15 protein-coding genes and 1 other RNA gene are annotated in these 14358 nt (G+C 43.6%); 8 read left to right on the top strand and 8 right to left on the bottom strand.

The genetic code is table 11. The features are described 5' to 3' along the window. The first annotated feature begins 45 nt into the window (after positions 1-45). Together MHI15_RS26735 and pfkA are read left to right on the top strand one after the other, a co-directional pair. Positions 46-1128 carry a tetraprenyl-beta-curcumene synthase family protein gene (locus tag MHI15_RS26735; RefSeq protein WP_036689648.1) on the top strand — a complete coding sequence of 361 codons (1083 nt, stop codon included), beginning with the start codon at positions 46-48 and terminating at the stop codon, positions 1126-1128. A gap of 66 nt (positions 1129-1194) precedes the next feature. Next, a complete protein-coding gene (pfkA, locus tag MHI15_RS26730) occupies positions 1195-2166 on the top strand; it encodes a 6-phosphofructokinase (RefSeq protein WP_036689277.1) in 972 nt (323 codons plus the stop codon). A gap of 71 nt (positions 2167-2237) precedes the next feature. Here the strand turns inward: pfkA and MHI15_RS26725 are convergent, their stop codons facing one another. The 4 genes from MHI15_RS26725 to MHI15_RS26710 form a co-directional block, all read right to left on the bottom strand. Further along, on the bottom strand, positions 2238-3611 hold the full coding sequence (locus MHI15_RS26725; protein WP_076280962.1) for an MATE family efflux transporter: 1374 nt from the start codon (positions 3609-3611) through the stop codon (positions 2238-2240). 135 nt (positions 3612-3746) lie between these two features. Next, complete coding sequence (locus tag MHI15_RS26720; protein WP_341165096.1) at positions 3747-4958, bottom strand: putative glycoside hydrolase; 1212 nt, start codon at positions 4956-4958, stop codon at positions 3747-3749. 231 nt (positions 4959-5189) lie between these two features. Then, positions 5190-5378, bottom strand: coding sequence for a hypothetical protein (locus MHI15_RS26715; protein ID WP_036689649.1), 189 nt, complete (start codon positions 5376-5378; stop codon positions 5190-5192). 180 nt (positions 5379-5558) lie between these two features. After that, a complete protein-coding gene (locus MHI15_RS26710) occupies positions 5559-6392 on the bottom strand; it encodes a YitT family protein (RefSeq protein ID WP_036689285.1) in 834 nt (277 codons plus the stop codon). 335 nt (positions 6393-6727) lie between these two features. Here MHI15_RS26710 and MHI15_RS26705 point away from each other — a divergent pair, with 335 nt between their 5' ends. Further along, a complete protein-coding gene (locus tag MHI15_RS26705) occupies positions 6728-8380 on the top strand; it encodes a DEAD/DEAH box helicase (protein ID WP_036689288.1) in 1653 nt (550 codons plus the stop codon). A 127-nt stretch (positions 8381-8507) separates the two neighbouring features. Here MHI15_RS26705 and MHI15_RS26700 read toward each other — a convergent pair whose 3' ends face one another. Further along, positions 8508-8606: a hypothetical protein gene (locus MHI15_RS26700; protein WP_036689290.1), complete on the bottom strand. Its 99-nt coding sequence runs from the start codon at positions 8604-8606 to the stop codon at positions 8508-8510. 186 nt (positions 8607-8792) lie between these two features. On the opposite strand from MHI15_RS26700, the gene MHI15_RS26695 reads away from it, so the two are divergent. The 3 genes from MHI15_RS26695 (at position 8793) to MHI15_RS26685 (ending at position 10474) form a co-directional block, all read left to right on the top strand. Continuing rightward, positions 8793-9629 carry a YesL family protein gene (locus MHI15_RS26695; protein WP_076125120.1) on the top strand — a complete coding sequence of 279 codons (837 nt, stop codon included), beginning with the start codon at positions 8793-8795 and terminating at the stop codon, positions 9627-9629. Positions 9630-9733: 104 nt separating this feature from the next. Further along, positions 9734-9925: non-coding RNA, 6S RNA (gene ssrS, locus MHI15_RS26690), on the top strand. A gap of 159 nt (positions 9926-10084) precedes the next feature. Continuing rightward, a complete protein-coding gene (locus tag MHI15_RS26685) occupies positions 10085-10474 on the top strand; it encodes a DUF1499 domain-containing protein (RefSeq protein WP_036689295.1) in 390 nt (129 codons plus the stop codon). Positions 10475-10663: 189 nt separating this feature from the next. On the opposite strand, the gene tpx is transcribed toward MHI15_RS26685, so the two are convergent. Continuing rightward, a complete protein-coding gene (gene tpx, locus MHI15_RS26680) occupies positions 10664-11182 on the bottom strand; it encodes a thiol peroxidase (protein WP_076125122.1) in 519 nt (172 codons plus the stop codon). A gap of 117 nt (positions 11183-11299) precedes the next feature. Between tpx and MHI15_RS26675 the strand changes: the two genes are divergently transcribed. Both MHI15_RS26675 and MHI15_RS26670 read left to right on the top strand, forming a co-directional pair. Continuing rightward, positions 11300-11935: a rhomboid family intramembrane serine protease gene (locus MHI15_RS26675; protein WP_076125160.1), complete on the top strand. Its 636-nt coding sequence runs from the start codon at positions 11300-11302 to the stop codon at positions 11933-11935. Positions 11936-11939: 4 nt separating this feature from the next. Continuing rightward, positions 11940-12854, top strand: a complete 915-nt coding sequence (locus MHI15_RS26670; RefSeq protein ID WP_076125124.1) for a LysR family transcriptional regulator — start codon at positions 11940-11942, stop codon at positions 12852-12854. A 36-nt stretch (positions 12855-12890) separates the two neighbouring features. Here MHI15_RS26670 and MHI15_RS26665 read toward each other — a convergent pair whose 3' ends face one another. Further along, positions 12891-13562: a zinc metallopeptidase gene (locus MHI15_RS26665; protein WP_076125126.1), complete on the bottom strand. Its 672-nt coding sequence runs from the start codon at positions 13560-13562 to the stop codon at positions 12891-12893. 35 nt (positions 13563-13597) lie between these two features. Further along, positions 13598-14029, bottom strand: coding sequence for a MerR family transcriptional regulator (locus MHI15_RS26660; protein WP_036689305.1), 432 nt, complete (start codon positions 14027-14029; stop codon positions 13598-13600). Between the last annotated feature and the right edge of the window lie 329 nt (positions 14030-14358).

Genomic DNA, 14358 nt, shown 5'->3' with positions numbered 1-14358 from the left:
AAGTGGTGATTTGGATAAGGAGACAACAATGTGGAGGCACTGTCATTGAGTGAATTAGAGCAAGGCCGTTACCTTAGCCCGCGTGGTCCACTGGGACTTATGAACAGGGTCTATAAGTACGTGCTGCCGGAAGTGAGAGAATGTCTCCATTTCTGGCGCCAAGATGCGAACGGGATTCCCGATCCCGAGCTCCGGAAGCAAGCACTTGCCAGCATTGAAACTAAAGAGTTTCATTGCATAGGCGGTGGTATTTATGCCGCCGGCAATTTATCGATGAAACATATACTGATTCCGCTAATTGTTGCTTATCAAACTATCAGTGATTATCTGGACAACTTATGTGATCGCAGTACTTCGCTTGATCCTGCAGATTTCAGGCTGCTGCATCAATCTATGCTGGATGCTATTGATCCAAATGCTGAGCCAGGTAATTATTATGCGCTTCGAAGTGAACAGAATGACGGCGGATATTTGTACAGGCTGGTTCGTAAATGCCAAGAAATGATTTCTTTGTTGCCAGGTTATTCCGCTGCTGCAGCGGAGATTCGAGAACTGGCTGTGCTCTATACAGATTTACAAGTGTATAAGCACATCCGCCCGGAACTCAGGGAAACAGCCCTGAAGGAGTGGTGGGAGGAACAGGGCAGTCGAGCGCCGCATCTGCAATGGAATGAGTTTTCGGCTGCAACGGGATCAACACTAGGTGTATTTATGTTATTTCTTTCCGCATGTGATCCGAAGCTGAACCAAGCTTCTGCGGCTTCGATTCGAGCTGCGTATTTTCCGCATGTATGTGGTCTGCACATTATGCTGGATTATCTGATTGATCAGGAAGAGGACCGAGCAGGCGGTGATCTTAATTTCTGCAATTATTATGATGACACGGATACCATGCTGAGTCGGATCGCTGCAATGGTTGAGTGGGCCCGTAAGGATGTTCGTAATCTTCCAGAGTCTTCGATGCATCGTATGGTGATTGAGGGATTGCTGGCACTTTATTTATCTGATCCCAAAGTTAGCGAACAGCGGGAAGTTCGCTCTGTATCTAAAAGCCTGATGAAAGGCAGTCCGCTTACAAGACTGTTCTTCTTCGCTAACAGCCGTTGGATACGCAAACGCTTTTTGTAACCATGTCGCGAAGTTATTTTCATAAGAAGTATCAGACTTCGCACAATTTTAAGGAGGAACAACAGAATGTCTAAAATTCAAAAAATCGCAGTATTGACTAGTGGTGGAGATTCACAGGGAATGAACGCCGCTGTTCGTGCGGTTGTAAGAAGCGCACTTTATTTCGGTATTGAGGTATTTGGGGTGCAACGTGGTTATCAAGGTCTGCTGAATCGCGATATTTTCCCAATGGATCTTCGCAGTGTAGGGGATATTATTCAACGTGGCGGTACTGTTCTGCAGTCTGCAAGATGTCTGGAGTTCACGAAACCGGAAGGACAACAAAAAGGCGCGGATATCCTTAATGAACTGGGTATCGATGGTCTAGTAGTTATCGGTGGAGATGGTTCTTATAAAGGAGCTAACAAATTAAGTAAACTTGGTATCAAGACTATGGCTTTGCCAGGTACGATTGATAACGATATCTCCTTCACAGACTACACTATCGGGTTTGATACAGCGGTTGGCGTTGTTGTAGACGCTATTAACAAGTTGCGTGACACTATGTCCTCCCATGAACGTTCTTCGATTGTAGAGGTTATGGGACGCCACTGTGGCGATATCGCGCTGCATGCTGGACTGGCCTCCGGGGCAGAAACAATTCTTGTGCCGGAAATGCCGTATGATTTGAATGAAGTTGCTGACCGGATGCGCGATAACTTTATCAGAGGTAAACGTCACAGTATCGTAATTGTTGCCGAAGGCGTTGGCAAAGGTGAAGATGTGGCTCAAGCTCTGAAAGACCGTCATGCTTCTCTGGATGCACGTGTTACTGTACTCGGACATATCCAACGTGGTGGAACACCAACTCCTGGAGACCGGAATCTGGCTAGCCGTCTTGGCGATTTTGCCGTACGTAAGCTAATCGAAGGTGAATCCGACAAGGCTTGTGGTATCATCAAAGGTGAATTAACTCTTACAGATATTGATCTCGTTGTAAATACGAAAAAGGGCTTTGACCTGGAGCTGTACGAGCTGGCTTCCCGTCTTTCCCAATAATTAGCGACGCTATATATAAAAAGGAACAGCTGCGAGATGCGCACTGTTCCTTTTTTGTGTAATATGGATCGTTAACTCTGTGGTTGTTCCTGTGTGTATTGTGCGGCATAACGCCGTTGAACTTTGATAAGCCGAGACAATAGCAGGGTCGCACCGATGGCAAGACCGGTAATAAGACCAATCCAGTAGCCGAATGCTCCTAGATCTGTATAAGTTGCAAGTACATAACCTGTAGGTAAGCCAATTACCCAATAGGCAATAAAACAAATGATAAAGGCTGGGTTAACATCCTTATATCCGCGAAGCGCCCCTTGAGTAGGTGTAGCAATTGCATCTGAGATTTGAAAAAAGATTGCATAGATCAGGAAATGCTGAATCAACGAGATGACATCGGGTTCATCTGAATATAGACCAGCTACATGATTTCCGGCAAACAAGAGTAATAAAGCTGTGGCCAGCGAAAGGATTGCCGCCAGCCCGATACCCATTATGGCATATTGGCGTGCATCCTTTTGTCTGCCAGACCCGGTCTCGAAGCCGACGAGGATGGTAAGGCTGATGCAAATACTGAGCGGAATCATATAAAGTGTTGTTGCAAAATTGATTGCTGCCTGATGCGCGGCAATTGTTACGGTATCAAATCGGCTCATTAACAAGGTTACAGCGGAAAAGACAGCCGTTTCGAAAAAAATCGAGAAACCGATGGGTACTCCGATTTTAAGCAAATCTTTAATGCTGTTTAACGATATGAAGTGGAAATTACGGAATAATCTGAGATTTACAAAGGCCTGAGAACGATATATGAACAGTAGAGCAACGGCAAATATAACCCAATAGGTAATGGCTGAAGCTACCCCTGCACCAACACCCCCGAGACGAGGGAATCCGAAGTTCCCGAAGATGAGCAAATAGTTCAAACCTACATTTACAGGCAAAGCTATTAGTGTAATACACATGGATACGCGTGTTTGCCCTAAAGCGTCTATACAGCTACGAAGTACCGTATATCCAAACAGGGGGATAATTCCGAACGAAATAGCACTGAGGAAGCGGAAAGCAACATCTCTTACACCAGGCTCCAAGTTCATAAAATTAAGAATAGGTGACAAGGCAAAGCTGCCAATCAGCAAGACGATGATCGAAACAATTAGTGACAGCCAAATACCTTGTGTGACTTGAAAGGCGACATCCTTATCTTTTTTGTTCCCGATGAGCTGTGAGACAATAGGTGTGATCCCCATAAGAATACCGCTGAGACCGGTTTGGATTGGAATCCAAAGACTAGTTCCTATCGCAACTCCTGCCAGATCGACGGTCCCGAATTTACCGGACATATTAGTATCAAAGAAGGTGATCGCGGATAAAGCAATTTGTGTAACAAGGATTGGGAATAAAATATGAAAAAATTGTCCTGCCTTTTGTTTTAAAGAGGTGGTCTGTATCATAATTCTGTGCCTCATTCTTTATGATTTTTCATGGAATAGGTTAAATAGTTCAATAAGTTTCCGTTAAAAGACCCGGCAGACGCCGGGTCTTTAGCATACGTATATCAGATCAGCTATAAATAATAAGGGCTGTATTCATTGTTTTTCGTAATCAACATCGGCTGTATAGCGATTGTTGGCGTTCCAGAGAAGGAACTCATCCACGTTCTCATCTTTTAAAGCGCGGATTTGATCTTCCACCTGTTTTTTACCATATTTCACATAATGACCACTTCCGAGCCAGCTTGCTGTAAAGTCTTGAATCCAAGGCCGAATAACGGGTTTGTAGCTGCCCAGTGGATCAAGCTTCTTATGTGTATCAACCATGGAGCCTTTGATTGTAGCGTAAGGATCTAAGTCGGGCTCTTTCACCCCAAACCATCCCGTTGAATAGTGACTTGGATAAACCATTGGACTGATAACATCCACATTCTTGGATATTTTAACAAAGTCTTGGCCGATACCCTCAGCAGGGGCAGATGCGGCATATCCAAAAATATCTACGGACACACGGACACCAAGTGGAGCTAGCTCTGCTTTGGCATATTTAACAAAATTAGATACAATTTCTACGCGTGAATCACTGGTTTTAGTGTATTTAAGGGTTTCAGCACGTTTTTCGAATCCTTCCGGAAAACGAACATAGTCGAACTGAATTTCTTTGAAGCCGAGATTGACAGCTTCCTTGGCGATATCCACATTGTATTTCCAAACATCTTCATTATAAGGATTAACAAAGCTGTCGCCGCCTTTATTCTTCCATACAGTGCCATCAGAATTAACAAAAGACATCTGCGGGTTCTTCTTGGCAAGAATGGAATCTTTAAAAACAACAATCCGGGCGATAGGATAAACATCATGTTTCTTCAAACGTTCCATTAACTTGCTGATATCTCCAATAAAAGGCTGAGGGTTACCAAGCTTCTGAAGGTCGGCATTATCGGTCTTATACGTGATATAACCCGCATCGTCCTTAATGTCTATAACCATTGAGTTAAGTTCGGTTTGGTCAAGCAATGTAAGCAGCTTTTCCATTCGTTCCCCACCAGCACTGTAGGCGGTAACATAAATGCCTTTTACTTTGGGTGCGTCTGGCTGTGGATCGGTGTGTAACATACTTTCTGAGTTTGTTGCTTCAGGTGAAGCGCTTGGAGCTGGAGTTGCTACATTCGAATTGTTGTTTTGTTGTGCAATGATGGGGGGATTCATGGCGGACTTCAAAGCGATCGCCACTTCAGCGTCATGTTGGTTCTGTTGTACGCCTACGCTTCCCAAGGCCATCATCAGTAGAGCCCAGGTGATGTTCATTCGTTTTTCTCTCCCTTTATGTACTTTCCCCTAAATTATATAGGAACGGTTGCTCCCAAAAAGAACAGTGTTGTAACAATATTAGCTCAGATTGGGAATAAAAAACCGCCTTTGTTGTTTATAAACGAGATGTATGGATTCGAAACGGTATGAAAAAAGTAAATGCCGCCTTAAATCGGCAACAGGGCCGAACCCAAGGCGGCAACTATCAAGACTTCTCTTGCGGCTTGCTCATTGAAGATACGCAGAATTCTGATGTTCACAGATGCTGTAATGGATAATATCCATGGCATCTGCAGGTTCCAGAATACTTAGCCCGTCTCGCAGAACGATTACTGAATTTAATTCGTCCTGTTTGAGAAACGGCATCATATCAGGATACCACCTCATGACGATTGCTGACAGTTTTACCGTTTCCATTTCCACAAAAATCACCCTTTCCTTTTTCGATAGTTCTGAATAGATTCAGTGTTCATCGGAAAACGAAGTGCTTTGGAAAAAAGAGGGGTAAATCTCAATCTTTATGAAATTGTTAGGGTTCTGCGTGTGTATAATATATCATAATTCTGAGTTTGGTGCATTTTCCAATACTAGGAATTTTTATTTCCTCATTTTGTCTTTCCGGAAGGAGCCCATGACACCCACTGTTTCAACAATATTTACAAAAGCTTGAGGATCTGTCGTGCGGATGATACGTTGCAGCTCTGCAAGTTCGTAGCGGGTTGTTACCGTCATTAGCATGTCCTTTTCAACGTGAGAATAAGCGCCTTCTGTTTTAATCTTTGTGACACCTCGTTGAAGGCCTATTAGATGTTGCAGTAATTCATCTGTACGGTTTGTTACAATATATACGGTTACTTTTAAGTGGCTGATATGAATCATATCCAACACTTTACCTGTTACATATATAGATACCATTGATGAAAGTGCTAAATTCCAGTTCTGGTCAAGATAAGCGGCCGCCAGGATAACTAGTCCATTTAAACTTACCACTACATTACCGACCGGGAAATCACGGTATTTAGTGATAATTGAACCCAAGATGTCAAAACCTCCGGAAGAACCTCCTGCACGAAAGGAGATACCACAGCCAATCCCAACAAGAACTCCGCCAAATACAGAGGACAGCAGCATATCTGTAGCCACCAGATGCTCGGGAATCACCGTTAAGAACCAGGTTGTAAACACAACGGACAACATGCTCATAATAATAAATCTCCGGCCTAACTGGAACCAACCAGCAGCCAGCAGAGGAATATTAAAGAGCAAGTATAGGAGGCTTATGTTTAATGGAGTGAAATAACCCACTAACATGGAAAGCCCAGATACGCCACCACTTAGTAAACGGTGTGGAATTAAAAATAGATTAAATCCACTGGCGATTAGTGCTGCCCCTAAAAAAACAACCAAACAATTCAAAATCTGTCTTAACAAGTAAATCCACCCTTATATATATATTTAAAAAAATAAAACATGAAAGCAATGAAAAGAAAGGAACCCACTGGTATTCTCACATGTGTTTGTGATATAATGTATAGGATATTCTTGAGTAGAACGTTACAATGGTATTTTTGCATTGCATCGGATGTAAAGCTACAGTTGCTCAGGTACAACAAGGTACCTGATGATTAGGGAGGCTTTTCGTCCCAAAAGCGCTATATCATGCAGAAAATAGAGCATGATTGGACAGCCTATAAATGTGTTTACCGCTACTTAAGAATACAGACAAGCATGTGGAATGTCCACTGTATAGAAGGAGCATGAATAATTTGAAAACATTCGCAGAATTTGGCTTGGAGCCAAAAGTGCTACAAGCAATCACAGAGTTAGGATTTGAGGAGGCAACACCGATACAGGAACAGTCGATCCCATTAGCATTGACTGGGTCGGATCTGATCGGTCAAGCTCAGACTGGTACAGGTAAGACTGCTGCTTTTGGTATCCCCCTCATTTCGAAGATTAACCGTGAAGACGAAAAAATCTTGGCCCTTATTATGGCACCAACTCGTGAGTTGGCCATCCAAGTGTCAGAAGAAATTGGCAAGCTAAGCCGTTTCAAAGGTCTTCGCTCGTTGGCGATTTATGGCGGACAGGATATTGGACGTCAAATCCGTGGATTGAAAAAGAAACCACAAATCATTATTGGTACACCTGGTCGTTTGCTCGATCACATCAACCGTAAAACGATCCGTTTGGATGATGTTCAAACCGTTGTATTGGATGAAGCAGATGAAATGCTGGATATGGGCTTTATGGAAGATATTCAGACGATCTTGAAGCTCGTTCCTGTAGAACGTCAAACCATGTTGTTCTCTGCTACAATGCCACCAAACATTCAACGCCTAGCTCAACAATTTCTTAACAACCCGCAACATGTCTCCGTTATTCCGAAACAAATCAGTGCCCCACTGATTGATCAAGCTTATGTGGAAGTGCCTGAGCGTCAAAAGTTTGAAGCTCTTAGTCGTTTGATTGATATGGAATCACCTGAATTAGCTATCGTATTCGGACGTACTAAGCGCCGGGTTGATGAGCTTGCTGAAGCTTTGCAAAAACGCGGATATTCTGCTGATGGATTGCATGGTGACTTGTCACAGAACCAACGTGATGCTGTAATGCGTAAATTCCGTGATGGCAGCATTGACGTGCTGGTAGCTACTGACGTAGCGGCACGTGGTCTGGACGTATCCGGCGTAACTCACGTAATTAACTTTGACTTGCCACAAGATCCTGAAAGCTATGTACACCGTATTGGTCGTACAGGACGCGCAGGTAAAGAAGGTACGGCTTGGTCATTCGTTACTCCACGCGAAATCGATCACCTGCATTTGATCGAACGTGTTACTCGTCACCGGATTACTCGTAAACCTTTGCCAACAATGGCTGAAGCTATTGAAGGTAAACAACGCGTTACTGCTGAGCGTTTGCTTGAAGTGGTAGAAAGCGGAGAATTGAACGAGTATAAAGGAATTTCTATTCAATTGCTTGAGCAATATGATTCCGTACAATTGTTGTCCGCAGCTATGAAGCTTCTCACTGGCGACAAGAAGGATTCCGCAATTGAATTGACTCCTGAAGATCCAATTCGTGCTAAACGTCGTGGTGGCAAAAACGATATCCGCAGTGGCCGTAAACCTAATGGTGGTTATGGCGGAAACCGTGGTACTTCCGGTGGCAGCGGTAGCGGTGGCGGATACCGTGGTAACCGTGATAATAACGGTGGCGGTAGTCGTGGCGGCTATAGCAGCGGTGGCAGCAACTACGGTAGCGGCAGTGGCGGCTATGGCGGTGGCTATAAAGGCAACCGTGATGGCGCACCAGCTCGTGACGGTGGTGCAAACCGCAGCGCAGAGCGTAAACCATACACTCGTCCAAGCAGCACGAGCACTCGTCCTGCAAAACGTGAAGATTTCGATAATTAATACTTCGTCCAGATACCAAAGAAGACGAGATGCCGCATTGCGGTTCTCGTCTTCTTTTTGCTGAAATATAAGGATGTTTGGTGAATTGTTGTGTCCTTAGTAGGGCGCGAATTTGTTTTGTGAGATATTAGTATCCGAATGTACGAGTGATGATAACGAGCAAGATAAACAATACGAGGATCGTGCCTGTAGAAGTCCAACCGCCGAAGCCAACAGGTGTAGACATGAGATAACCTCCTTTAGAATGTGGGGATTTTGGTATTTCTTATGGTTACAATCCTAATATATGGACTATAAAGGCTTTACGTATAGACGATAGTCTATAATTCAGAAAGTTGGGCTATGGAAATGAGGAGGTCAAATGAGGTATAGTTAAGATATGTAGTATGTAAGAGACAGAGGAGGAAGGGAATTGGAGTTTAAAGGAGCAATGGGCGGCTTATACCGCGTCACAGAATGGATTTCACGTATCGCAGGAAGTAATATCTTATGGGCACTATGTTCCGCCCCGTTTTTGTTTTTTGGTGTTTTAAAGATGATTATGTTAGGGACAGGCGCAGGTGGAGCGAACGAGCAAATTACATTGAACTGGGCAATGGGGATTCTAGCGCCCTTTACGGTGTTTCCAGCTTCAGCCGCTTTATTTACTGTAGTACGTAAGTGGGTAATGGGGAATACGGATGTAGGAACTTTTCGTACATTTTTTCAGGGGTATAAAGAGAACTATGTAAAAAGTATGCTCGGAGGAGTTATCTATACATTGATGTTCGTTGTTATGTACGTTGATGTAACAGTTTACATGACACAAATGCCTAACTTCAGAATTGTTGGTATTTTGATGTTGGTGCTGATGATACTTTTGTCGGTATCCATGTTTAACTTCTTTTCCATTGTGGTTCATTACCAAATGGGCTTCAAGCAAGTGATGACCAATTCTATATTGCTGACTATAGCACGCCCAATTCGTGTGTTCTCTACATTGATTGCAGCCGCGGTTCTTGTTTATATCGGTCTTAGATATCCGGCTCTGTATTTCATTTGTATTCCAACGTTGATTGCAATGGCGGCCTTCTTTAACTTCTACGCTACTTATAATAAGTTACAGCTGCAAGTAGAAAAGAAGAAACTGAAAGAGCAGGAAGAAGCAGAAGCAGCAGCATTGAACAATCGGGCGGATGAATATGACGACGATGACGATGATGATGACTACGAGGATGAAATTGATGAAAAGGACACCAAACGCATTTAACAAAATGCTGGATTAAGCGTTGGATATTTCCAGGTAATTAATTCCTGTGTAAAAATAAAGCGCATACAGGTTTACTTTTTCGTTAAAACGCAATATAATAATAACAAATCCTGCGATGTACGTTACGGTTACTCGTTGTTTTGAACCAATGATAATGTCTTGGGAGATCTACACGAAGCGCAGCTGAACCGCCCTGTCTATATGACTTGGGGAATTCAAAAACGTTTTCTGCGATCACCCACCTGCTCTAGCAGGTTCAGAAGACACTGTAGCCGGACGGCATAAGCGGGTTTTCTCTTGTTTAAGCCAAGGCGCCCTGTTTCCCGTGAATAATGGGAGCGGGCGCTTTTTTGTATGTCTGGAATAAAGGGAAAGTGAGTTATACCCTTTTGTTCCTGAGACAAGAGTGTTACACTTAGAATAATGAACTTGGGATTTGTAGAGGGGGAAGAATTTTGTCGTTAAAAAGAACCTTGGTTGGCTTATTCCGCAGTCATGATGGAACAAGCGACCGCGCCAAAGATCCGACATTAAAAACGCGTTATTACAATCTAACTAAAGACAAAGCATGGGAAGAAGTTTCATCAACTTTAAAGAAAGTTCCTGGATTTAAGGTGCTTCACGAAGTGGAGTCTGTAGGTGAGATTACTCTTGAGAAAAGAACGGCATTTGGCCGTACGCTGGACATTACGGTATCGGTGCTAAATACGACGCCTGTTCGTTGTGGTGTAGACATGTATTCTGCATCTAGAGGTTCACTTGGTGATCTCGGGGCGAATTACCGTGTGATTCAACGCTTGTATGCATCTTTGGACAAAAAATTAGGAAAATACAAAGCAGACTGATTTTTAGAGGCCCGTCAAACCCTTCTTGCTTAGGGGTAGTATGAATGCGTTTACGTAAACGGTGAGCTGCTCAGTGTGTTATCGATAAATCTTTCTATTACAAAAAAAGCGGGAGAAGGATGGACCTTCTGCCGCTTTTTTAACAGAGATAATTAAGTATTGTTGGAATAACCGCTACTGATTAAAGAATTAGAGCAGCTTCTTCACAGCAGCAATAGCATCTTCATAGTTAGGGTGCTCGGTCATTTCACTCAAATATTCAACATACACGATCTTGTCGTTCTTATCCAGAACAAAGATGGAGCGCATATCTAAGCGGAATTCTTTAATCAGCACACCATAGGCTTGTCCAAATGAGGTTGCTTTGTGGTCGGATAGAGTAATTACTCGATCGATACCGGCAGCACCGCACCAGCGAGCTTGGGCAAACGGCAGGTCCGTGCTTACCGTGAGAATTACCACATCGTCACCAAGCTCTGCGGCTTCACTGTTGAACCGGCGGGTCTGTGCGTCACATACCCCGGTATCAAGAGAAGGGACAACACTGATTAGCTTGATTTTACCGGCATAATCACTTAGAGACACGTCTTCCAGAAGATTCTTGCTCAGAACAAAATCGGGTGCAGGATCACCAGCTGTTAGCTTAGGTCCTACGAGAGTGATGGGGTTGCCTTTAAAAGTAGCTACGCCTGTTTTTTCTTGCGTCATATCCTTGTTTTCCTCCTCGAATTATAATATTGGATTCTTACTGCCACAATAAATTATAATCTTAATAGCAGGAAGATGTCCAACCGGACAAGATATATATGTAAAGGGATGGGTGTTATGATATTTATTCGATACGAAAATTGGAAAAGTTATGTCCGGTATTATCCGGTAACCTGTCTGCTCATATTGGCCAATGTGATCATGTTTATCCTGACGGTAATTAACGGAGGATCAACTAATATTCAAACGCTTATTGATTTTGGTGCTATAGTTGATGTGAGTCCGTACAAAGAGGAACTGTGGCGCTATCTGGCCGCTATTTTTTTACATAATGGGTTTTCCCATCTGTTCTTTAATTGCTTCGCTCTCCTGGTGTTTGCACCGCCTCTGGAGCGATTGCTGGGCTGGTGGCGTTATGCGCTGCTCTATGTGGCGGGTGGTTTTCTGGCAAATCTGCTTACAATTGCGATTAGTGCCCGCTCAGTTGTGGAGGTTGGTACGGTTTCGGTTGGCGCTTCTGGAGCAATCTACGCCATTTATGGTGCATTTTTATACATTGCCGTTATTCAACGGGCGATGATGGATGAGGGCTCGCGTAAGACTTTATACGGATTGCTAATGATCGGGATCATTATGTCGTTTGCTACACCGAATGTGAATTGGGTTGCACATCTCGGAGGTTTGGTTTCTGGCTTTTTCGTATATGGGCTAATTATTCGTATATTCAAAAAAAGCCTAAGACAGGGGCGATGATGGAGTGGAGCTAAGACAGCTGCAATATTTTTTAAAGGTAGCTCAAAAAGAACACGTAACAAGAGCGGCAGAAGAGCTTCATGTAGCGCAGTCTGCGGTAAGCCGTCAGATTCATCAGCTGGAGCAAGAGCTTGGGGTTGATCTATTCATGCAAAAAGGGCGCAATCTGCAGCTTACCCCTGTTGGGCAGCTCTTTTGCAAAAAGGTTGAGAGTATCCTTAAGGAGTTGGAGCATTCAGTAAATGAGGTGCATGAATTTCTGGATCCCGAGCGTGGTGAGATTCGGATTGGATTCCCGCATAGCCTTGGCACACATCTAATCCCGACTATCGTTGCAGATTTTCGTAAGTATTATCCTCATGTCAAATTTCGTTTTAAACAAGGATCTTACCCTTCTTTGATAAAAGACGTATTGTCTGGAGAAGTGGATTTAACTTTCATTTCGCCTTTTCCGGAGAATGATGAGCATGTTTCGGGGGATATTGTAATGACTGAAGAGTTGTTTGCGATTCTTCCTCAGAATCACCGGTTGGCAGGAGAATCTGAAATTCGGTTGGAACAGCTGCAAAAAGAGAAGTTTGTTCTATTCAGCCAAGGCTATTCGTTAAGACCTATCGTTTGGCAAGCTTGCTTGCAGGCGGGATTCCAACCGCAGATTGCTTTTGAAGGCGGAGAGACCGATACCATTCGTGGTTTGGTGGCCGCAGGGATGGGTGTGAGCCTGCTTCCGGAGATGGCGTTCTATCAGACGAATCCGCTTCAACCAGCCCAGGTGAAGGTTGTGGAGCCTGCGGTGACGAGAACGGTTGGCTTGATCTACCGTACAGATAGTAAATTACCGCTGGTGGCACGTTCCTTTCGGACTTTTTTAATCTCCTACTTTAAAGCTAGGCAAAATAATACCCCGGTCGGCTCTTAGCCTTCCGGGGTTTTTGTTGTTTAGAGGTATGCGATATTAGTCGCGGTTGCCTAAAAAGACGGTGATCAAGCGAAGCAATTCAAGCAAGGATACTAGAGCGGCAGCAACATAAGTTAATGCAGCGGCGTTGAGAACCTTTGCTACTCCGCGTTCTTCTTCGTTGCGGATGAAACCTTGTTCTACCATGACCTGACGAGCCCGGTTACTGGCGTTGAATTCTACAGGCAGCGTTACGAGCTGGAATGCAACAGCTGCTGAGAAGAAAATGATACCCAAGCCTATAAGATTAAAGTAACCGAAGATGAAACCTGCCATCAGCATGAAAGGCGCGATGCCTGATGCGAAATTAACTACCGGGAACATCCGGTGACGAAGTGTCAACATAGGATAACTTACTTTATGCTGAATCGCGTGGCCTACTTCGTGACAAGCGACAGAAATTGCTGAGATGGAACTTTCATAATACACAGGCTCTGATAAGCGTACAACTCTGTGGATGGGGTCATAATGGTCTGAGAGTGTGCCTCTTACAGGTTCAATCGGAACATCGTGTAAGCCATTAGCATCGAGCATACGTCTCGCGGCTTCATATCCAGTCAGGCCGTTCGAATTAGCTACCTTTGACCACTTGCTGAAGGTTCCTTTGACTCTAAACTGTGCCCACAATGAGAAAAGAAAAGCAATAATTACTAATAGGTACATAAACATAGATGCATTCCTCCACTGTATTGTAAATATGGTATTTACATTGGCGGTCCTTGCGTAAGCAATAGCCGGATCGCTTCCATGCAGGCTAATCCCTGAGGGAGCAGATTTGAAAGTACGCGACTGGCCTGTCCTGGCTTCAAACCACTAATAAGAGGTTCAAGGGCTTTTACTTCCCGTTCTAGCCGCTGCATTTGCTGCTCTAACTCAACTAATTTATCAGAGACGTCAGTTTCTGGTGTTGCCTCGTTCCATTTGCCTAGCATAGATTTGATTTCTTCCAATGAATACTTGTCATGCTTTAATTGAGTAATACGTTCTAAAGCAGCCAAGGTTTCATGGCTGTATAGCCGATAATTTTTGGTGCTTCTAGATTCCGGGGAGATTAATCCCAGTTTCGTGTAATAATCAATAGTTCGTTCACTAATGTGAGCAGCCTTAGCTAATTCTCCAATTCGATACAAAATCATATCCCCATTTAATCTCGCCTCACTAATTGAATACGACTGCCGATAAGTGGCGGTCATCTCCTAAATTGATGGTTTCTTATGCTATCTGTAATGATAACAAACTGGAAACCATACAGTCAAACGTCATACTTTCATAAAGTATATGCAGTAAAGAAGGGTTAATTCATGAACGGTGATCTGTAGTTTCTATACAATACACTCAAACTCAAAGGGATATCAAATTTGAAGAATGATTGAGGTTGAAAACTATAAGTTACCCCAATACATAACATTAAATGTTATGTATTTTGTAATTTTGGTAAAAGATGCGTTCAAGTATTAGGTAATAT

The organism is Paenibacillus sp. FSL H7-0918, assembly GCF_038007025.1.
GTDB classification, from domain to species: Bacteria; Bacillota; Bacilli; order Paenibacillales; family Paenibacillaceae; genus Paenibacillus_AQ; species Paenibacillus_AQ odorifer.
The sequence above is the reverse complement of the archived record's forward strand: the minus strand, read 5'-3'. Positions and strand labels throughout refer to the sequence as shown.